The organism is Streptomyces sp. WAC05292 (assembly GCF_003949955.1).
GTDB lineage: Bacteria > Actinomycetota > Actinomycetes > Streptomycetales > Streptomycetaceae > Streptomyces > Streptomyces globosus.
In genome coordinates, this window is the sequence record NZ_RPSE01000034.1 from 14,436 (window position 1) to 31,447 (window position 17,012).

Genomic DNA, 17,012 nt, shown 5'->3' on the forward strand with positions numbered 1-17,012 from the left:
TCACGAGCGGTCCCCCGGCTCGACCGTGCTGTCGACCGAGGAGTCGGCGGAGGTCTCCACGGCGATGCCCGCGTTGCTGGCGCTGGACGTCTTGCTGACGCCGCCGCGGGCGACCGGGCCGATGATGCTCGGCTGCGGGTCGAAGTCGATCGTCGGCGGCACGTGCAACGTGTCGGCCGCGAAAGACTTCAGCCACTCCTCGATGTCGGCCGGTTCCGGCAGGCTGTTCGGCACCGGCTTCATGACCGCGTACATCTGCTCGGGGTGCTCGACATGGCCGAGGTGACCCAGCCGATCTTCCGGAAGTACGGGTTGCTCCTGCCGGGCGATGCGTCCGTTGCGCTGCTCGGGCTCGGCCGGGCGCCAGGTCGCCGGCGGGTGTTCCCACTCGCTCGCCCGGTCGGTGTTCATGCCGGTGCTCCGCGACTGCTCCCCGCGGTCGTGCTCACGCCGGCTCTGCTCGTTCTCGCTCACGCGTTCCCCGCCCCAGTAGGTACCGGTTATTCAAAATAGAATACCCGGTAAGGGTTACCTAAGTAGCTGTCAGGGGGCCTCCCGGCGACCGAAGTTCACCCGGGGGAGAGTTTTTCGCTGTGCGACGTGATCAGCCCCATGATTCACCCTATGATCCATGTGTCTCACAGTTCATAGGGTGAGTTCTGACGGAAGGAACGAGATGCCACTGACCATCAAGGGGTCACCGGAGTTCGAGGCCAAGCTGCTCGCCCTCGTCGCCGAACACCTGGGCGAGCTGACCGTCGAGCAGGACGCCGAGTGGACGGCGGAGCGCGCCGCGGCGTTCTGGCGCATCGCCACCCCCAACGTCCGCACCCTCGTCAACGACGTCCTGCGCGGCGGCGGGTACCGGGCCGCCGCCGATCTGCGCGACATGGGCCGGGACCTCGCCGGCCCCTCCATCGCCCTCACCAAGACCCTGACCCGCGGCGCCGTCGAGGGCCTGTGGCCGAACGGGATGCCCGCCCCGGTCACCCCCGAGTACGACCGCGAGAAGCCCTCGCACAAGAAGGTCCGGGGCTACCGGATGGCCCCGGAGCTCATCGAGCTGTTCACCGCGGCCACGGAGGCGTGAGCGTGTACGACGACGAGGAGGAGCCCGAGGCTCCGGCCCCGATCGCCGACCCGGCCACCGGCGAGATCCGGGTGCTCGAAGACCGGTGCACCACCTGCATCCTCAACCCGGCGCCCACCCGCGCCCCGTTGGCCACGGGCCGGCTGAAGAACTTCACCGACGCGGCCCGCGCGAACCCGGATGGCCACGTCGTCTGCCACAGCACGCTGACGCCCGCGGTGCCGCGGGGTTACCCCGCTGCGATGTGCCGGGGCTTCGCGGACGCCTACGGCCTGCCGGCCGCTGCCGTGGAAGCGATCGAGGCAGGGTTCGGGCACCTCGTGGAAGTCCCCGATCCCACGGCCGCAGTGAAGACCTGAGGGGCCCGACGCCCGCCTCACCCCGGTCTCGGCGCACGAGCAAGCGCCCGGACCCCAACGCTCCGAGAGGACAACACCCATGCAGCACTACACCGAAGACCCCCTGATGGACGGCCCGCGCAAGGAGCACCGCCTCGTGCTCGAACCTGTGGGTACGACGAAGACCCTGTTCGGTGCCGAGACGCCCGTCTTCGCGGCGGGCTGCCTGGCGGGGGACTGGATGAACCCGAGTCGCTACGACCTGCACGGCCATCACGAGGGCTTCGACCTGCACATGCAGGACGTACAGAGGGAGGTCCACGCGACCGAAGGCCCGGGGGAGGAGCACCATGGCCGCCCCGACCTGGAGGCGTGACGACGTGGTGCTCCGCATCAGCGCGAAGGAGGCCGCGCGCTACCCCGGCCTTCGCGCGCGGCTCGGCGCCGAGCGCCTACCTACGAACCGGCTGGCCCAGGCCCGCCCGACTGCTCCGGCTGTCACCGCGCGGCCGTACGTCGAGTGGGACCTGGCGGCCGAAATCGGCGAAGCACCGCACTGGGTGCTGGAGCTGCCCGACATGGTGTTGATCAACGCCAACGAGGCGCGCCGCTGGCACTGGGCGAAGGAGCGCAAGGTCGCCGCCGCGATCCGGAGCGCAACAGCCACCCTCGCCCGCACCAAGGGCATACCGCAGCTCAACCGGGCCCGGGTGCTGTACGTCGTGCATCCCCGGACCCGGACCCGGGTCTTCGACCCGTCGAACTGGTCGCTGTCGGCGAAGGCCGCGGTGGACGGGCTGAGCGACGCGGGGGTCTTCGAAGACGACAACGCCGCCATCGTGACTGGCGTTGACCCCAGAGCAGGAACGCGCCAGGACGGCGCGCACATCAGAATGTCGCTGGTCATCGTGGACCAAGGGAAGGGGAACGAAGATGCTGGAACCTGAGGAGGAGAGGTCCGCCTGGCAGCGGGCGGTCGACCTGTTCGAGAACGCAGGAGTACGGCCCGATCTGGTGCCGACGTACGCGGACGCACTCCTTGCCCTTCGAGACACGGAGATCGCGGCGAAGCTCCGCGCGGCTGGCCACGAGCAGGCCGCGGCCCTCATCCAGCCGGACCCCGACTTCATTGATGCTGCGTGGGGAGAAGACCGGTGAAGACGCTGACTCCGATGGAACGCCGCCCCGCGCCGGTGGACAACGACGCGAAGGGTAGCCAGCACGGCGCTCCCGCCCTATGGGGCGGCGAGCTGGCCGGGCTCTTGAGGGACGCCTCCTTCCTCAACCGACCTGACACCCGGCGCGACAAGCAGGTACACGTCGCTGTCTTCTCCAACGGCCTGAACACCCGCAGTGGCGGCCAGATCGGCGATCTCGGCGCGGCCTGCAACCCGACCGGCATCATGCTGAACGACGACCTGTGGTTCGAAGCCCGCAAGGTGCCGCGGGTCTCTCGCTGCCGGCGCCCTGCCTGCCGATCGCTTTTCGTGGTGGCCGACCGGCAGCACAGCGACTTGGAACACATCCGTTCGTACTACGGACTGGAGTCCAGGATCGGCGTCAAGGTGGTGCTGGGCCTCCGGGTCCGGCACGCAGGACGGCCGGGGCGCATCATCGACACCGCGGGCCAGTACCTCGTCGTCCGCCTGGACGACGATCCTGCGGCCGTGAAGGTCCACGCCACCGCTGAGATGGAGTACGAGGGGCCGGAGGGCTGGGTGCGCGCGGTTCCGCTGCCGGACCCGTACGCCCAGGTGTAACGGATCGGCGGCCCACTCCGTCTATCCCGTGCACGGCCCCCTGCGTCGGCGCCCGCCGGCCTCGATCTTCATGCAGGGGGCCGTGCCCTGGGGGAGGAGAACCATGAGCACCGTCACCGTCCTGAGCCGCGCCGACCTACTGCGCGAGGCATCCCTCACGATCTGCGGTCGGCGGGAGGGCAAGACCGCGTCCTGCAACTCGTGCCTGCGGAAGGCCGACGCCGCCGTCCGGCTCACCCGCGGGCCCGCCCAGGCCCGCGACCTGATGCTGCGGCTCGCGGACATCATCTGCGGCTCCGACGGCCAGCCGTGCGGCACCTGCTGGGACAAGGCGACCACCCTCCTGCTGGAGCTGCGCGGATGACCAGCGCGCCACCGTTCGACTTCCTGATACTCGTCGCGGAAACCCAGGTGGACGGCCGGCAGTTCACAGTCCGGCTCGGAGTCCACCCCGAGGACTGGAAGCGGCACCCGCCCGACTTCCGCCGAGCCCAGATGGAGGAGCTCAGGCGTCGTCTCGCCTGGCAGGTAGAACAGCCGATCGGGAAGCTGAAGATCCGGACGTTCCTGTGGGACGGCGAGCACGAGATCCCCCTCACCGAAGATCAACTCCAGGCGCCTGCTGATCAAGGCCGGTAGGCTGGGCCTACAACTGCACACCGGGTATCGGCCCGGACCCCCGTCGTGGCGCACGAGCAAGCGCCGCGGCCCCAACGCTCCGACCACCACCAGGAGGGCATCCACATGCCTTGGCCTACCGCCTTCTCCGGTACCAGCACCTCCGTCCTGACGTGACGTGACGAACCCCTGACCTGGGGTTTCTTCCGCCACCCGCGTCACGTCACTTCCCAGGAGACTGCTGTGCCCTCGCACGACTCGATACTGGCCCGCGCGGCGCTCGGTGCCGCGAGCGTGGTCGGCGCTGCCTGCCGCTGGTGCGCACGCCGCCGCTACGAAATCGCCCCCGGCGCCGCCAGTGGCGGCCTCACCGGACTGTCCTGGCTGCACCACTTCGACGGCGTGAGCCTCGCTGAGCACGGCGTCTACGGGCTCTCGCTGGCCGCCGCCGGCGCGCTCGCCGCGGGCGGCCTCAAGCACAAGAACAAGACCATCGCGGCGGCCGGAACCAGCGGCCTCGTCGTCATGGCCGACGCATGGATCGGCGCCGGGCTCGGCCCCTCCGTGCCGTCCCTGATCGCCGGCGCGCTCGCCACCGGCGGGGCCTACGCCGCCTACGTGCCCTGGCTGGTGAAGTCCCGCCAGGAACGCCTGGCCCTCCAGGTGAAGGCGGCTAAGGCCGGCGTCACCGCCCAGGGCCTCGGGGACAACACCCTCGCCCCGGGCATCACCGGCTCGACGCCGGAGGAGAGCGCCCTCCTGCGGGCCCTGGTTGCGATGCTGTCCGTTCCCGCGGTCGACGTCACCGCGCTCGACTACACCCCCTTCGGCTGGCGGGCCGTGGTCGTCCTCCCCCCGGGGCGCAACACGGCGCCGCAGAAGGTCATCGCGCGCAAGGACCAGCTCGCCTCCAACCTCGGCCTGCCCGGGAAGCTGCGCCTCGCCAAAGGCGAGAAGGACAACGAACTGGTCGTGTCCCTGTACGAGACCGACCCGCTCGCCTCCCCGATCCCGTGGCCGGGCCCCTCCACCACCACCTGCACCGAGCCGGCCGTCCTCGGAGTCGACGCCTTCGGGCAGCAGGTGCTCATCCCGCTGCTGTACCACCACGTCCTGATCGGCGGCGCGACCGACAACGGCAAGAGCGGCGTGCAGAGCGTCCTCATCGCCTACGCGGCAGCCTGCGACGACGCCGAACTCCTGCTCATCGACATGAAGCCGGGCGCCGTCGAGTTCGGCCCGTGGCGCAGCTGCGCCCTGGGCCTCGCCGACACCCCGGCCCGCGCGATGCAGCTGCTCATGAAGACGTGGAAGGAGGTGGAGCGCCGTGGAGCCCTCCTCGCCGAGCTCGGCGAGAAGAAGTGGGTGCCGGGCAAGCACGGACCGGCCTGGTTCGTCTTCATTGACGAGCTGGCCGAGCTCATGCGGCGCGTGCCGGAAGCGGCAAAGCTGATCGAGTCGCTGCTCCAGGTTGCGCGGTTCACCGGCGTCACCCTCGTCTGCGCCACTCAGTCCCCTTCGAACCGCGTCTTTGGCGGCTCCACCGACGGGCGCCAGCAGTACCAGGTGCGCATCGGGCTGGGCGCCAAGGAATCCACCACCTCGAACCTGATCTTCGGACCCGGCGCGTACGGCAACGGCTGGTGCCTGGACGAGCTGGACGCCCCGGGCAAGCTCCTGCGCTGGGACCGCGAGCACCAGGTCCCGGTCGAGGCCCGCGGCTACTGGATGACCGACGAGGACGTCGCGGCGACCAACCACCGCTACGGCCACCCCGACGACGAGAGCGAGGCCCGCGAGCACCCGTACCCGGACCCCGAGGACGACCCCACTCCGCCGAAGCCGCCCTCCGGACCCGGCGGCGGCCGGCCGCTGCTCCGCGCGGTGCCGACGTTTCCCGACGGCACCGAGATTGCCGACTCCAGGCATCTGGCCCTGTGGCAGGCGATCGAGAAGGCCGGCGCCAAGGGCATCACGGTGGACGACCTGGTGGCCCTCGACCTCCCGCAGTTCGCCGCGCGATCCTCCGTCAACGGGCCCCTTGGCCAGTGGCGCCGGAAGGGTTGGGTGGAGGAGGCCGGCAAGCAGAACCGGGCGATGGCGTACCGCACGGTCCCCCGCCGTCCGGCGAGTGAAGTAGCGCCGCTCGCCAAGGAGGAACCGGTGACGGTGGGGGGCTGATCTTGCCGTCGGTGGGGTCGACTGTCTGGCCCCACCGACGGCAGGCTCCGTGGGATGATCTGCGGCATGACCAAGGGGCCGCGCGCCCCCAGCCTCTTCTATCAACCTTGAAAGGTCGTGTATCAACCTTGAAAGAAGAATCTGAGGGCGCGGAACACCGGAAGACGTACACATTCGCCATTGATGTCCGCCACGCTTCGCGTTTCACCGCAATTCGCAAAAGTCAGCGGCGAGCAATGGCGGAATGGGCAAGTGAATTCAGCGCCGAGAGCAATGGCGGGATCACCCGCGCTCAGGCCCGCCTGGAGGCGCGTCGCCGGAGGTCGGAACTCTGGCCGACGCTGGACGAGTACGTGGAGCGCGCAGTCCGGCAACGGTTGGCGGAGTCGGACATGGCCGGCCCGTGGGAACCGCTGACGCCGGCGGAGGAGGAGGCGTCCACCTTGTCGGGCCGGGGGATCGGCAAGAACTACCCCGGCTCCCTGATCACCCGCGCCTACGACCTACCCCCTTCCCTGGTCACGCAGCTGCGAACCGCCGCGATCAGGGTGAGCGAGGAGCCCTTGGCGGAACTGGAGGAGCTGGGGCTCCTGTACAACTCCCTCGACTACACCGAAGACGAGCAGGAGCAGCGGGCCGAACTGGTGGAGAAGGTGTTCTCCGCTCCGCGGATCGTCCGCCAGGCCCTGGAGCGGTACGGGCCATGGCCGCCCGACGAGCGACCGCCGTCCGCGCCGCCAGAGGCACCCAAGACCTCGCCCGAGTGAGGGGCCGAAAGGCCAAAATTCTATCAACCTTGATAGAAGAGATCCGGCTTCGCGCGCGCGGATATAGGGGTCTCTAATTCACCTTGATTGACCCGCCGGTGTGCATTTTTCGACTCCCCTTGATTTCCTGATTCCGTGCGGGCTATTAATGAATTCAGGAATCACCAAGGGAGTCATCTCATGCCGAGCTCCACCCCGCCGCTGCCGGGCCTCACCCGGTACACCCGATGGGCTCTGGTCCCGGAGGGCCTGCACACCAAGACCCAGCTTGACCGCCAGGGGCTCAAACCGGCCTCCGCCCCGGTCGGCCAGGTGCTGTACCACGGCAACTCGTACGCCCCGTTGTACGAAGCAACATCCGCGGTGCCGAAGCGCCTCGCCTCGCCGGCGCAGCGCGATGCTCTCCACCGCGCCCGCGAGTTGCAGTACTGGTGTCGGCGGTGCGGCAGCCATGAGCACAAGCCGCTCGGCAAGGGCCGGTTCTGCGACCCATGCCGCTACGCGATGACGATGTGGGACCAGCACGAGCAGGCGCAGGCCCTCGCCCGAGAGCTCGTGGCCGACCCGGCCGCCGTGCTCCTGGTGGTGGACGTCGAACCCAACTCGCTGCCGGGGGCGCAGGGCGTCGCCGTGGTCACGGTGCACGACGGCGGGGCTCTCTACGCTGCCCCGGCGGGGGAGTACGGCACCGCCGAGCGCAGCGCGGTGCTCGACCGGCTCGATTCCCTGCTTGCGGACCGGCCAGTGGTCGAGGAGCCCGACTACATGGGGCCCTTCCGGCGGTGCCCGCAGGCCCTGCTGTGCCTGCCGACCTCCGGGCCGGCCACTGCTGGCCGCGATCCGCTCCACCCCTGGGCCGCGCACCGGTCGGCGGCCAACGCGTCCGTCGCGCGGATCTGGGCGCCCTGGTACGCCCACACCGACTACCCGTACAGCACGCACCCCTGTCTCCCCGGGCGCGGCGAGACGGTGCCGTGGTCGCGGTCCCTCGACTTGGTGGCCGACGGGCGGTCGATGGCCAGCGTGCTGCGCCGGATCGCGGAGGGCACCGAGCCGGTGTGGGAACGGGCGGCGTGGACTCTGGACGGCCACGGCGTCGGCGCTCCCGAGGGGAGCGGGGCCTGATGTCGTCACTCCGGATCATGGACTCCGACCCGGGGCGGGCGGAGCGCACCGCGAAGGCCGTGGAACGAGCCCTGAACGCCTCACCGGAGGTCGTGGTCGGCAACGTCTCGGTCGTCCCGAACCGACGCGACGGCGGCGCTCGGGTCTTCATGGAGGTGCTGCTGCTGGAGCCCCGCGGCGAGGCGGCCGATCACGAAGTGTTCCTCGAACGCGACGACGCCCGCCCCACACGTCGCGCGCGCAGAGCGCTGCCGGGGTCGGCGTAGCGCCCGAGACGCAAACCGCCGCCTGCCGCAGCCTTCCCCAGTCCGCCGAACCCGGCGGACATCGCCAAGGGAAGGAACACCACATGGCCAACTACACCCCGAAGCTCACCAACGTGCGGGGCACTGACGGCACCTCCACCGCCGGCCGCTATGCCGTCTCCGACGGCGTCTGCACGTTCACCGCGATGATCGTGGCCAACAAGGCGACCGAGGCCGCGTCGGCGGAGGGCTTCGGACTGACGCTCCCGGTGCGCGCGGCCTCGGGAGTCCGCTACGCGTTCCAGCTCAACTTCGACGGCCGCGACGCGGACAACGGCATCTGGAGCGGCGAGGCGAGCATCTTCGCCGGGTCGGACGGTACGAAGATCGACCGGCTGCGCACCCCGGGCACGACGAACGCCGGGTCGCTCCAGAACATCGGCGGGTTCTACGGCGACTCCGAGGGCGCAGCCGCGGCGGAGATCGTCACGGTCACGGGCTCCTACCCGGTGGCCTGACCCAGCAGCACCACCGCGGGGGCCGACGGAGCGATCTTCCGTCGGCCCCCGCCGGCGTCAGCGCGAGAAAGTGCCCCCCGGCTCTGTGGGCCCCGGAGACTCCATCGCGGCCAGAGCTTCATCGAGCTCGCGCAGGGCGCCCCGCATCATGACCACAGCTCCGCCGAAGGCCATCGCGTCCTCACCCAGCGGGAGCAAGTCCATCATGCCCGCGGTGAAAGCCCTCGATACCCAGCGGGCCCCAGCTTCGTCCTCGTCCACGTACTCAGAAGAGGCGAGCGCAGCGACAGCAGCACCCAGCTCAGCCGTGCCGATCGGGGCGAAGTCCTTGACTCCCTTCGCCATCTCGGTGACTCCGGCGACGGCCTTCTCCAGTGCCTTCCGGGCCCGTGCGACCCGTGCGACATCAGGGCCGAGGACATCATCCAGGCTGTTCACTGATCGCCCATCCCGTCCACGATGACGACCTTGCGCCCGGTGAGGCGGGACAGGGCAGCAGCGTCGCCAGAGTCCATCGCGTCCCGCAGGGCCGCCGTCCGCCGCTGGCCTTCGAGGAGCTTCTCCTTGACCTGCCCGCTCTCCAGCCCGTCGATGGGGAACAGCGCGCGCCCGGCCGCGTAATCCTGAACGAAGGCGGTGGTGGCCTGGTGGACCCGCTTGCCGTCGGCGTTGGACGGGACGTACCGGCGCACGGCCCGGCCGTCCTCATCCCGCTCGACGTCACCGCGGCCGTCAGGGACGGTTTCCGTCAGGCGCCGCTGGAACCTCTCGACGCTGTCGCGGACCTGGCCGGCCTTGTCGTTGGCGTACCGCCAGTTCCCCTCCTCGACAGCGCCGAGGAAGCGGCTCAGATAGTCGACAATCCCGGCAAGGTCCTCGGCGAGGTTCTTCTCCTCGCTCGTGCCGTCCAGCAGGTCGTACACCGAGGGTCCGTCGGTCATTTCGTGCCCTTCGCCGGGAAGTTGAGATGCTGGCCAGTGTTCCACGGCGGGGGTTCGGCGGAGCGCTGTATCGCATCCTCCGCCGTGTGCAGGCGGCCCGCCCGGGACGACGTGCGAAGGGCCTCCGGGCGGGCTCCGCTCCCACGATGCCAGCCAGTGGCGGGCGAGTTGTCGAGGCGCGACCGAGGCGGGGCTTGAGCGGGGGTGCCGTTGACGGCAGACTCGTGCCCGGAGAACAGCCGGCCTCCCGGTGGTCCCGCAGCAGCGGGGATGCAGCCCGTCCCGGCACGGGCCTGCCCGCGCGCCGTCAACCCGTGAGCGCGATCCGCACGTCTGGGGAGGAACCGCCATGCCCGCTACCGCCGAACACAACGATGCCTTGCCGCCGGCCGATGCCGTGCACGTGGCCTGGTCGCTGGTGCTGGCGGCGAGCGAACCGTCGGCCCGCCGCAAGAAGGCCATCCGGTTCATCAAGAACTACCGCCCTGTCCCGGCGATGGAGGACACCCACCGCGCGACGGTCTTCCTCATCGGGTCGGTCGCCGGGCTGTACCTGGGGAACCGGCAGACGGCCGACGAGGACCCGGACGGCGTGGCCGAGCTGAGGCAGGTGCTCGTCGGGCGGATCGGCGGCAGCAGCGCAGTCGAGGACTTGCCTGCGCAGGACCAGGCGGAGGCGGTCGCCTTCATCACCGAGCTCGTCGGGCAGCTGCCTGCGGACTCGGAGATGGATCTTCTGGTCTGGTACTACGGCTGGCGGGCGGAGAGGGCGGAGCGTGGCGATGGACCCGGCCCGCACCACACGGCCGCCCTGACGTGCGCGCTGCTCGCCGTGGTCGATCTCGGCGACCTGGCCAACGACAGGCCGATCATGCGGGACATCGTGGACCAGGCGGTGCAGCAGAACTTCCGTCTCCCCTGAAGGCTCCGGGCCGGAGCGGGGTGCCGAGGACGCCGAGGACGAGGCGCCGGTGCGCGTCGTGGAGGGTGCGCACCCCTGCGGGGTTGAGGCCCGGCGGGGGAGGTTCCTGGCCGGCGTGGGGTCCGCCGGGCTTGGTCGCCACCCACAGGTGTCCGGGGTCGGAGCCTTCGAGGGCGGAAGTGATGCCGGCGCGCTGGCGCAGCCAGCGACGGACGATGTCCTCGGTGGCGGTGTCGAGTTCGACGGGCCCGTCTTCGAGCAGGAGGCGCGGGGCGGGCCGGTGGTCGAGCTGGAGGTCGGCGAGGCGCAGCCGCGCGAGGTCGCGGACGGGGCGGCCCGTGGCCGCGACGAGGGCGGCCAGTGCCGCGGTGCGGATGCTGGTGGCGGCGTTGTAACCGGTGGGCCGCTGGACGGCGAGGGTGTGGAGGACCTTCTGCGCTTCGTCGGGGTCGAGGTACTCGCCGTTGGTGTTGGGCGGGACTTCCAGCCGCCACGGGGTGGGCAGGTACTCGGCGAACAGGTTGTAGGTGATGATCCGGACGCGGCCGGAGTTGTCGGCGGTGGGGGCGTTCGGGCCGCGGAGGGTGTTGCGGCGGCGGGTGCGGCCGGCGGCGGCGTCTTCGAGCCAGGCGTGGGCGCGGGGGAGTTCCATCAGCTCGGTGGCGGTGAGGTTGGCCGGGGTGCCCTCGGTGTTGAGCGCGTGCTCCAGGTACTCGGTGAGGAACCCGCCGCGCAGCCGCCGGGTGGCGGGGGCGAACCGGCGCTCCTCCAGGTGGTCGAGGAACGCGGTGATGGCGTCGAGGGCGGTGGTCACGTCCGTCAGGGTACGCACTGGTGGACCGGGGCCGGTCCTGTTCTGGTTGCCGCGCGGAGCGCGTCCGCTGTGGTGTTCACGGTCCGCGGACTGGGTCCGGGCGGTTGGGGGGTGTGAAGGGATGCAGCGCGGTCGGGTGGTACGGGGCCCCTGCGCGCGCCCGCGGAGTGGGGAGGGATGGAGGACGGGGAAGGTCCCCGGGCCCCGTGCCGGTCGGCCGCCCCGCTTTGCGTGCCGCAGGCGCGCCCTTCGCTCTTGGTAACAGCGGAAAGCTGCTCTCGCTCTAGGCGGCCGTTCGGCTGCCGCTGGTCGTGTGGTCCGTGTCGGATCGGTTCGATACGTACCGGTCCGGTACGGTTCGACACGGACCCAGGGCGGGCCGCAGGGGCCCACGGGCCTGGGTGGGGCGAGGAGTGCTTTCCGCTGTTACCAACGATCCGGCTTCCGGTCTGGGACGGGTGGGGAGGCGCCCGCCGGTCTGCGCGCTATGACCAACGAACTCACCCCCGGCGGGCGCCTCACCCCCATAGACGGAGTGACCCCTCCAGGCGTTACACCCCCGCGGGCCCGGGGTCGGTCAGGGACTGACGGGGGCCTTGTCGGACGTCCAGCAGCGTTGGCAGCGGGACGCGGAGTACCGCATCGTGAGGGTGGTCCCGGGCATCGGGATCTCGGCGTCCCGCGTGTGCCACTCATCCAGGCTTCCCGCCTGCACCTTCACTCCGCACGTGGCGCACGCCCGGTACCCAGCCAGCGCCACGTAGCAGCGCAGGCAGAGGGCCTCCTCGGGGAACTCGACCCGGCGCACGATGGTCTGCGGGCCGGCACTCAGGTGCGGGCAGACCTCGGTGGGCCGGACGCCGGCGGCGGCGATGATGGCGGCCTTCATCCACTCCGGCAGGTCGAAGCTACTCGTCCGCTGGGCGCGGAACGTTCCAGGGATCATGTGGGGGCCCGCGAGCGGGTCCGTGTCGTGGGTCATGAACGCCAAAGTAGGCGCAGGTCAGCGGCGTTGGGGCCTTTCCACCATCCATGAAATTGCATGGGACCGCGGAAAGAGGAGAAGCCCTCGTCAGGTCCTGGACGGCCCCGTCCAGACCTCGGAAACCTGACGGGAAACCGATGCTCGGCGGCCGAATCCGGCTGCCGGGTGGAAAGGCCGTGGAAATTTCACGCTCCGGGCCCGGGGCAGGACCGCCGGGCCCGGAGGACCATCATCCGGTGACCATCAGGACCACCACGGTCGCGTCGTCGCGGTAGCCGGACTCGTCCTGCTCCGCGGCGGCAACCAGGGCGTCCGCGAGGGCCTGCGGCTTCCCCTCGTGCTTGCTGCACAGCTCGGCCCAGACCGCCGGGGCGACCTGGTCGGAGATCCCGTCGGAGACCAGCAGGACGACACGGACCTCCGGAGGGATCTGGACCTGCCGGCAGGTTGCCGCCGTCGCCTGCGCGAGCCCGAGCCGCGACCAGTTGTCGTGCTTCGCCGCCAGCTCGACCGCCACGCCCCCGTTCCAGCGAAGCCACTCGCCCATGGTCTGATCCGTCGACCACTGCGTGAGCGCGGTGCCGTCCCATCCGTAGGCCCGGCAGTCCCCGATCCAGTGCACGCTCGTGGGCTCGCCCGGCTCCACGCACGCGCACACCGCGGACGCGTGCGGAGGCCGGTCGTAGACCACGGCCATCTGCCCTGCGGTCATCAGCGCGGGAAGGCCGCCCATCGCAGCGGCGATGTGGGTAATGACCGGCGGGGTGATCGCGGCGTACCGAACCACGTCGGGGTGGTGGCCGGCGCCGTCGACTACCGCGGCGTACACCCGGGCGCCGTGGCGCTGCACGTCCACGCCGTCCGCGCACGGCGGCTCCGTCCCCGGACGCTGCGCCTTGCCCACCGCAACCGTCGGGGTCGCCTGCTCGGTCGTCTCCACCATCGTCTTCTCCTTGAGGCCGGGGCCCGGCCGGGCCCGCTCTCCCTATAGGCCCCGCGGTGCACTGGATGCCGCTAAACAGCGAAACTGGGGCTGCTGTGACGTGTGAGGCGGCATACCCCGCCTTCGGGAGCGCTCGGGGCGCGGCAGTACCGTCGAAGGGTGAACAGGAACGCGGGCGTGGCCGTCGAGCTGACGGAGCCGGTGGAGAACCGGCCGTGGCGGTCGGAGGACGGGCCGCGGCCGACGGTGTGGTCCTGGCCCGCCGGGGACCGGCCCGCCCTGTACGTCTGGTCCCGGGGCCGGTGGCGGTACGCCCCGGTCCACGCCCGGCAGGACTGGCAGGACCGCACCGTGTACCAGGTGGCCGTCGACTTGGACGGTTCGACCTCGGTGGTCGCTCGCTCGTACACCTGGCCGCAGCCCGGTCTGCGCGTTGCCCACCGGTCGCGGTCTCAACCGAGTTCGTCGGGGCCGCCCGTCTTGGCCGCCCGCGGCGGCGCGGCGCGGATCGACGGGGCCGGGGCCTGAGCGGCGGCCGGCCTACCGGTTCGCCGCCGCGCGGGCCCGTTGGCGTACGGGCTCCAGGTCGGCGACGGGAATCATGCCGCGCTCGGGAAGCCCGGCGTCCCGCCACAGGCGTACGGCGAGGGACGCGTCACCGCCGGCGTCCGCGGTGATGATGCTCTGGGCGATGGAGAAGGCGAGCGCGCCTTCGCCGAGGTCCATCAGGCGGGCGACCATCCGCACGTTGCCGAACTCGCCGCGCTGCTTCCGGCTGGCGGCCGTCGGCTCGTTGTACCGGTAGACCAGCACCCAGCGGCCGACGAGCTCCTCGGCTCGCGAGATCATCGCCGCGCCGCGGTTGGTGTCCTGCTGCTCGGTGCGGATCGTCTCGGTGCCGCCGCCGGGCGGGCGCAGCGTCAGCAGGCCGCGCCGGCTCGTCGGTTCGATCTCGATCTTCTCCAGGTAGGCCGAGAAGGGGTGGGTCTCGTCCAGGGTCTTCATCGCCTGGTCGACCTCCCGGGCGGTGAAGGCCAGCTCGACGGCCAGGTCCCGGACGCGGGCCTGCCAGGTGGCTTCCTGTCCTTCCGGGCAGGGGCCGGCGGCGTGCGCCGCGGCGGCCACGAGGTGGGTGTAGTCGGCCATGGTGCTCAGGGGGCCAGCTCTGGGCACTGGTCGCGCAGCGCCTGCTCAGCTTCTTCCAGCGAGAGGCCCGGCAGCACGTTGTGCACCTGGCGAACTGCATCGGCGAAGGGCAGGTGGCGTACGTACACCACCTGGGTGTCGCCGGTGCGGATGTACGCGGCGTCGGTGGGCAGCTGGCTGACGACTTCGATGCGGGGGACCGGCATGTAGTCACCCTACTGGGGGCGTCATGCGATGAGGCCGCGACGGCGGACGTGGGGCTCGTAGAGGGCCAGGAGGATGCCCTCCGCGCGGTCCGGTGACTTCATCCCGCGGGCCTTCATCAGCTTCTTGGACTCCACGACGGCGAAGCCGCCGCTGTTGTTGCCGAGGTTGGGGGTGGTGAGCTGGATGCCCGCTTGGCGGTCGACGCGGATGCGGAGGCGGCCGGTGCCGGTGGCGGGGTCGGGCTGGAGGAGGGCGCGGCCGGCGAGCCACATCTCGTCGCGCTTGCGGTAGGGGCGCATCACGGCGCCGGGGTCGTCCCGGTCGGGGGACTCGGAGACCATGACCCCGATGATCTCCGAGTCGTGCTTGCCGTTGTCGCCCCACACGGAGAGCATGCTCACCGCTCCGTGGCCGAGGCCGTTCTTGTCGATCTTGACGTGGACCTTGGCGGTGGAGCCGAGGGCCTGCGCCAGGCGCTCGGCGGCGTGTACCTCTTCGAGGATCTTCTTGGCGACAGTGACCTGGTTGTCGTTCGCGGCGCCGCTGGAGTGGTGGCGATGTTCGACGGCGTCGCCGACCACCCTGTAGATCGTGAATTCATCGCCACCGTCCGCGGCGACGTCCACGCCGAGGCGGACCCAGGAGCCGCGGCGGACGGTGTGCGTGGCGGTCTCGCCCGCCAGGCCGAGGTCGCAGAGGCGGACCCAACCGGGCCCGGTGGGGTCCGGGTTCTGCTGGGCGTCCTCCACCCACGTGATCGGGATGACCTTGCCGCCGCCGCCCTTGGGGAAGCGGGCGTACACCTTGGCCTGGACGTACGGGTGGTCCTCCCCGTACTCGCGGATCGTGCGGTTGACCCAGTCCATGTCCGGGAGGTGGATCGCGAGGGAGTGCTTGGGCACGCCCGCAGGGCAGTCGTTGCAGTACGGGACGCGCTCGCGGGTGATCGCGGGGGAGTCGAAGGTGGCGATGGGCACGGTGACGGTGGTCGGCTCTTCGGGGTCGTCGCCTTCTTCGCACAGGCCCTCAAACCAACTGCGCGGGTCGTCGGCCGGCGGGTTGCCGATGGCGAGCATGCGGGCGTCGCCGGTGAGGAGGTTGTTGGTGCCGTTGCCGATCGTGCGGGCGATACCGCCGGCCTCGTCCACGATGATCAGGAGCTTCGGCGTGCCGTGGATACCCTGCATGGCCGCCTCGTCGTTCTCCGGGGCGGTGAAGCCGTACGCGACGACGACGTCGTTGCCGTAGGCGTCGGGGATCTTCCACTGGGTGGTGTCGCACCATCCGGGCAAGCCTGCGCGAGCGACCGTCCGCCTGATGTGCGGCCAGAGCTGGTTGCGGACCTGCCGGAATCGGGTCGCCGTGGTGACGATGACCATGGTGCCGGGCGGGTTCACGGCTCCGGCCCACGCGACCAGGCGGCCGGCGATCCAGGTCTTTCCGACGCCGAAGCCCGCGGGGCAGGCCACGCGCTTGTGGAGTGGGACGGCGTCCACGATCTCGCGCTGCTTCGACCAGATCGACTCCCCGAGGACGTCCTCGATGAACCCGGACGGTGTGTCCTGCCAGAGGCCGAACATGGTGCCGGTCTCGCGCTCGACCTCGGTGAGGACGTGGGACAGGTCGGCGCTGTCGAGGGTCTTGATCGCTGCGCGGCGTACGGGCACCGGGGCCCGCAGCAGCATGTCGGCGATGCTGGCGGCGTCGGAGGACCGGACGCCCTGGCGCTGCTCCTTGGAGGCGTGGGCGGCGGCCACGACGGGCGTGAGGGTGGTCGGGGCGTCCATGGGGCGCACCGTGCGGTGCCGCGGCTGCTTGCGTCCCGGGCCAGCCCGCTGACGAGCCGTTATGGAACCGAGACCTTGCGGGTTGTGGTGCCGAAGCCGAAGAAGGCGGGGGTTCGAACGGCCTCGGTCGGCGCCGCGGTGAGTGCCCGGAGAGCAGTTCGGCGCCGTGGGGGCGCGCAGGGCGCTGCGGGGGCGCTCTCAAGCTGTTCTGGGGCAGGTTGGCGCTGGTCGGGGCCGCTCCTACGCTCATCGTCAGCGGGTTGGCCAACCCTTCATGCAGTTCGACCGCACGTTGAGGAGCCCGTCATGCCCAAGCCTGTCACCTTCACGATCACGATCAAGTTGCTGCGGCAGGACGGTCCGCCGGTGGACGTGGACGACGTGGTCCAGGAGCTCACGAACGAGTTGGAGAACTTCGAGCTGTACGTCGAGGACGGGGAACGGGACACGGAGACGCATCTGGTCAACGACGGCGTGGTGGTCGCCCGGGACCAGAAGGCCCCCGCCCGGATGTAGCCGTGCGGCCGGCATGGGCCCCGACGGCGGCGGCCCCCGTCCGGCTCGTGTTCCGCGGCCACCTGGGGAGTGGTGGCTGTTGGCGGGGCGCGAGCGGGTGGACGGGGGC

Annotated in this window: 25 protein-coding genes; 16 read left to right on the forward strand and 9 right to left on the reverse strand. The window is 70.9% G+C overall.

Annotation, left to right across the window (positions count from 1 at the left end; translation table 11 throughout):
• Positions 1–474 (reverse strand): hypothetical protein, encoded by a 474-nt coding sequence (locus tag EF903_RS06865; RefSeq protein WP_125541938.1) that lies wholly within the window; start codon positions 472–474, stop codon positions 1–3.
• 202 nt (positions 475–676) lie between these two features.
• Here EF903_RS06865 and EF903_RS06870 point away from each other — a divergent pair, with 202 nt between their 5' ends.
• The 13 genes from EF903_RS06870 to EF903_RS06930 all read left to right on the forward strand — a co-directional run bounded on the left by EF903_RS06870 (position 677) and on the right by EF903_RS06930 (position 8,642).
• The gene (locus EF903_RS06870; RefSeq protein WP_125541939.1) at positions 677–1,090 is read left to right on the forward strand and encodes a hypothetical protein; all 414 of its coding nucleotides are present in this window, start codon (positions 677–679) and stop codon (positions 1,088–1,090) included.
• Positions 1,087–1,449: a hypothetical protein gene (locus EF903_RS06875; RefSeq protein ID WP_125541941.1), complete on the forward strand. Its 363-nt coding sequence runs from the start codon at positions 1,087–1,089 to the stop codon at positions 1,447–1,449. Before EF903_RS06870 ends, EF903_RS06875 begins: the two co-directional genes overlap by 4 nt.
• Before the next feature lie 79 nt (positions 1,450–1,528).
• Positions 1,529–1,804 (forward strand): hypothetical protein, encoded by a 276-nt coding sequence (locus EF903_RS06880; RefSeq protein ID WP_125541943.1) that lies wholly within the window; start codon positions 1,529–1,531, stop codon positions 1,802–1,804.
• Positions 1,779–2,375 (forward strand): hypothetical protein, encoded by a 597-nt coding sequence (locus EF903_RS06885; RefSeq protein ID WP_125541945.1) that lies wholly within the window; start codon positions 1,779–1,781, stop codon positions 2,373–2,375. Before EF903_RS06880 ends, EF903_RS06885 begins: the two co-directional genes overlap by 26 nt.
• Positions 2,362–2,586, forward strand: a complete 225-nt coding sequence (locus tag EF903_RS06890) for a hypothetical protein (protein ID WP_125541947.1) — start codon at positions 2,362–2,364, stop codon at positions 2,584–2,586. The genes EF903_RS06885 and EF903_RS06890 overlap by 14 nt, the downstream gene beginning before the upstream one ends.
• Positions 2,583–3,188, forward strand: a complete 606-nt coding sequence (locus EF903_RS06895; protein WP_125541949.1) for a hypothetical protein — start codon at positions 2,583–2,585, stop codon at positions 3,186–3,188. Before EF903_RS06890 ends, EF903_RS06895 begins: the two co-directional genes overlap by 4 nt.
• Before the next feature lie 103 nt (positions 3,189–3,291).
• Positions 3,292–3,552, forward strand: coding sequence for a hypothetical protein (locus tag EF903_RS06900; RefSeq protein WP_125541951.1), 261 nt, complete (start codon positions 3,292–3,294; stop codon positions 3,550–3,552).
• Positions 3,549–3,827 (forward strand): hypothetical protein, encoded by a 279-nt coding sequence (locus EF903_RS06905; RefSeq protein WP_125541953.1) that lies wholly within the window; start codon positions 3,549–3,551, stop codon positions 3,825–3,827. The genes EF903_RS06900 and EF903_RS06905 overlap by 4 nt, the downstream gene beginning before the upstream one ends.
• A 222-nt stretch (positions 3,828–4,049) precedes the next feature.
• Entirely contained in the window at positions 4,050–5,987 is a 1,938-nt protein-coding gene (locus tag EF903_RS06910) for an FtsK/SpoIIIE domain-containing protein (protein ID WP_125541955.1), read from the forward strand.
• A gap of 392 nt (positions 5,988–6,379) precedes the next feature.
• On the forward strand, positions 6,380–6,754 hold the full coding sequence (locus EF903_RS06915; RefSeq protein ID WP_125541957.1) for a hypothetical protein: 375 nt from the start codon (positions 6,380–6,382) through the stop codon (positions 6,752–6,754).
• Positions 6,755–6,934: 180 nt separating this feature from the next.
• Entirely contained in the window at positions 6,935–7,879 is a 945-nt protein-coding gene (locus EF903_RS06920; protein ID WP_125541959.1) for a hypothetical protein, read from the forward strand.
• Positions 7,879–8,145: a hypothetical protein gene (locus EF903_RS06925; RefSeq protein ID WP_125541961.1), complete on the forward strand. Its 267-nt coding sequence runs from the start codon at positions 7,879–7,881 to the stop codon at positions 8,143–8,145. The genes EF903_RS06920 and EF903_RS06925 overlap by 1 nt, the downstream gene beginning before the upstream one ends.
• An 83-nt stretch (positions 8,146–8,228) precedes the next feature.
• Positions 8,229–8,642, forward strand: coding sequence for a hypothetical protein (locus EF903_RS06930; protein WP_125541963.1), 414 nt, complete (start codon positions 8,229–8,231; stop codon positions 8,640–8,642).
• A 57-nt stretch (positions 8,643–8,699) separates the two neighbouring features.
• Here EF903_RS06930 and EF903_RS06935 read toward each other — a convergent pair whose 3' ends face one another.
• Positions 8,700–9,080, reverse strand: coding sequence for a hypothetical protein (locus tag EF903_RS06935; RefSeq protein ID WP_125541965.1), 381 nt, complete (start codon positions 9,078–9,080; stop codon positions 8,700–8,702).
• A complete protein-coding gene (locus EF903_RS06940; RefSeq protein ID WP_125541966.1) occupies positions 9,077–9,583 on the reverse strand; it encodes a hypothetical protein in 507 nt (168 codons plus the stop codon). Before EF903_RS06940 ends, EF903_RS06935 begins: the two co-directional genes overlap by 4 nt.
• A gap of 349 nt (positions 9,584–9,932) precedes the next feature.
• On the opposite strand from EF903_RS06940, the gene EF903_RS06945 reads away from it, so the two are divergent.
• Positions 9,933–10,505 (forward strand): hypothetical protein, encoded by a 573-nt coding sequence (locus EF903_RS06945; protein WP_125541968.1) that lies wholly within the window; start codon positions 9,933–9,935, stop codon positions 10,503–10,505.
• Here the strand turns inward: EF903_RS06945 and EF903_RS06950 are convergent.
• The 3 genes from EF903_RS06950 to EF903_RS06960 all read right to left on the reverse strand — a co-directional run bounded on the left by EF903_RS06950 (position 10,453) and on the right by EF903_RS06960 (position 13,247).
• Complete coding sequence (locus EF903_RS06950; protein WP_260614911.1) at positions 10,453–11,319, reverse strand: hypothetical protein; 867 nt, start codon at positions 11,317–11,319, stop codon at positions 10,453–10,455. The two genes, EF903_RS06945 and EF903_RS06950, sit on opposite strands and share 53 nt — an antisense overlap.
• Positions 11,320–11,896: 577 nt before the next feature.
• Positions 11,897–12,301: a hypothetical protein gene (locus EF903_RS06955; protein WP_125541970.1), complete on the reverse strand. Its 405-nt coding sequence runs from the start codon at positions 12,299–12,301 to the stop codon at positions 11,897–11,899.
• A 232-nt stretch (positions 12,302–12,533) separates the two neighbouring features.
• Positions 12,534–13,247, reverse strand: coding sequence for a SpoIIE family protein phosphatase (locus EF903_RS06960; RefSeq protein ID WP_125541971.1), 714 nt, complete (start codon positions 13,245–13,247; stop codon positions 12,534–12,536).
• A gap of 159 nt (positions 13,248–13,406) precedes the next feature.
• Between EF903_RS06960 and EF903_RS06965 the strand changes: the two genes are divergently transcribed.
• Positions 13,407–13,775: a hypothetical protein gene (locus EF903_RS06965; RefSeq protein ID WP_125541973.1), complete on the forward strand. Its 369-nt coding sequence runs from the start codon at positions 13,407–13,409 to the stop codon at positions 13,773–13,775.
• Positions 13,776–13,787: 12 nt separating this feature from the next.
• On the opposite strand, the gene EF903_RS06970 is transcribed toward EF903_RS06965, so the two are convergent.
• Genes EF903_RS06970 through EF903_RS06980 form a run of 3 tightly spaced genes read right to left on the reverse strand, consistent with a single transcriptional unit; the run spans position 13,788 to position 16,387 of the window.
• On the reverse strand, positions 13,788–14,393 hold the full coding sequence (locus EF903_RS06970; protein WP_125541975.1) for a hypothetical protein: 606 nt from the start codon (positions 14,391–14,393) through the stop codon (positions 13,788–13,790).
• Positions 14,394–14,398: 5 nt separating this feature from the next.
• Positions 14,399–14,599: a hypothetical protein gene (locus EF903_RS06975; protein WP_125541977.1), complete on the reverse strand. Its 201-nt coding sequence runs from the start codon at positions 14,597–14,599 to the stop codon at positions 14,399–14,401.
• 21 nt (positions 14,600–14,620) lie between these two features.
• On the reverse strand, positions 14,621–16,387 hold the full coding sequence (locus tag EF903_RS06980; RefSeq protein WP_185902550.1) for a hypothetical protein: 1,767 nt from the start codon (positions 16,385–16,387) through the stop codon (positions 14,621–14,623).
• Positions 16,388–16,693: 306 nt separating this feature from the next.
• Here EF903_RS06980 and EF903_RS06985 point away from each other — a divergent pair, with 306 nt between their 5' ends.
• Complete coding sequence (locus EF903_RS06985; protein ID WP_125541980.1) at positions 16,694–16,903, forward strand: hypothetical protein; 210 nt, start codon at positions 16,694–16,696, stop codon at positions 16,901–16,903.
• Positions 16,904–17,012: the final 109 nt, after the last annotated feature.

What these genes read in the sequence shown, in the direction of transcription:
- EF903_RS06930 (WP_125541963.1), top strand. Translation starts at nt 8,229, where the DNA reads ATGGCCAACTACACCCCGAAGCTCACCAACGTGCGGGGCACTGACGGC.
- EF903_RS06870 (WP_125541939.1), top strand. Translation starts at nt 677, where the DNA reads ATGCCACTGACCATCAAGGGGTCACCGGAGTTCGAGGCCAAGCTGCTC.
- EF903_RS06945 (WP_125541968.1), top strand. Translation starts at nt 9,933, where the DNA reads ATGCCCGCTACCGCCGAACACAACGATGCCTTGCCGCCGGCCGATGCC.
- EF903_RS06915 (WP_125541957.1), top strand. Translation starts at nt 6,380, where the DNA reads ATGGCCGGCCCGTGGGAACCGCTGACGCCGGCGGAGGAGGAGGCGTCC.
- EF903_RS06900 (WP_125541951.1), top strand. Translation starts at nt 3,292, where the DNA reads ATGAGCACCGTCACCGTCCTGAGCCGCGCCGACCTACTGCGCGAGGCA.
- EF903_RS06960 (WP_125541971.1), bottom strand. Translation starts at nt 13,247, where the DNA reads ATGGTGGAGACGACCGAGCAGGCGACCCCGACGGTTGCGGTGGGCAAG.
- EF903_RS06975 (WP_125541977.1), bottom strand. Translation starts at nt 14,599, where the DNA reads ATGCCGGTCCCCCGCATCGAAGTCGTCAGCCAGCTGCCCACCGACGCC.
- EF903_RS06880 (WP_125541943.1), top strand. Translation starts at nt 1,529, where the DNA reads ATGCAGCACTACACCGAAGACCCCCTGATGGACGGCCCGCGCAAGGAG.
- EF903_RS06980 (WP_185902550.1), bottom strand. Translation starts at nt 16,387, where the DNA reads ATGGACGCCCCGACCACCCTCACGCCCGTCGTGGCCGCCGCCCACGCC.
- EF903_RS06940 (WP_125541966.1), bottom strand. Translation starts at nt 9,583, where the DNA reads ATGACCGACGGACCCTCGGTGTACGACCTGCTGGACGGCACGAGCGAG.
- EF903_RS06955 (WP_125541970.1), bottom strand. Translation starts at nt 12,301, where the DNA reads ATGACCCACGACACGGACCCGCTCGCGGGCCCCCACATGATCCCTGGA.
- EF903_RS06905 (WP_125541953.1), top strand. Translation starts at nt 3,549, where the DNA reads ATGACCAGCGCGCCACCGTTCGACTTCCTGATACTCGTCGCGGAAACC.
- EF903_RS06925 (WP_125541961.1), top strand. Translation starts at nt 7,879, where the DNA reads ATGTCGTCACTCCGGATCATGGACTCCGACCCGGGGCGGGCGGAGCGC.
- EF903_RS06970 (WP_125541975.1), bottom strand. Translation starts at nt 14,393, where the DNA reads ATGGCCGACTACACCCACCTCGTGGCCGCCGCGGCGCACGCCGCCGGC.
- EF903_RS06885 (WP_125541945.1), top strand. Translation starts at nt 1,779, where the DNA reads ATGGCCGCCCCGACCTGGAGGCGTGACGACGTGGTGCTCCGCATCAGC.
- EF903_RS06985 (WP_125541980.1), top strand. Translation starts at nt 16,694, where the DNA reads ATGCCCAAGCCTGTCACCTTCACGATCACGATCAAGTTGCTGCGGCAG.
- EF903_RS06890 (WP_125541947.1), top strand. Translation starts at nt 2,362, where the DNA reads ATGCTGGAACCTGAGGAGGAGAGGTCCGCCTGGCAGCGGGCGGTCGAC.
- EF903_RS06920 (WP_125541959.1), top strand. Translation starts at nt 6,935, where the DNA reads ATGCCGAGCTCCACCCCGCCGCTGCCGGGCCTCACCCGGTACACCCGA.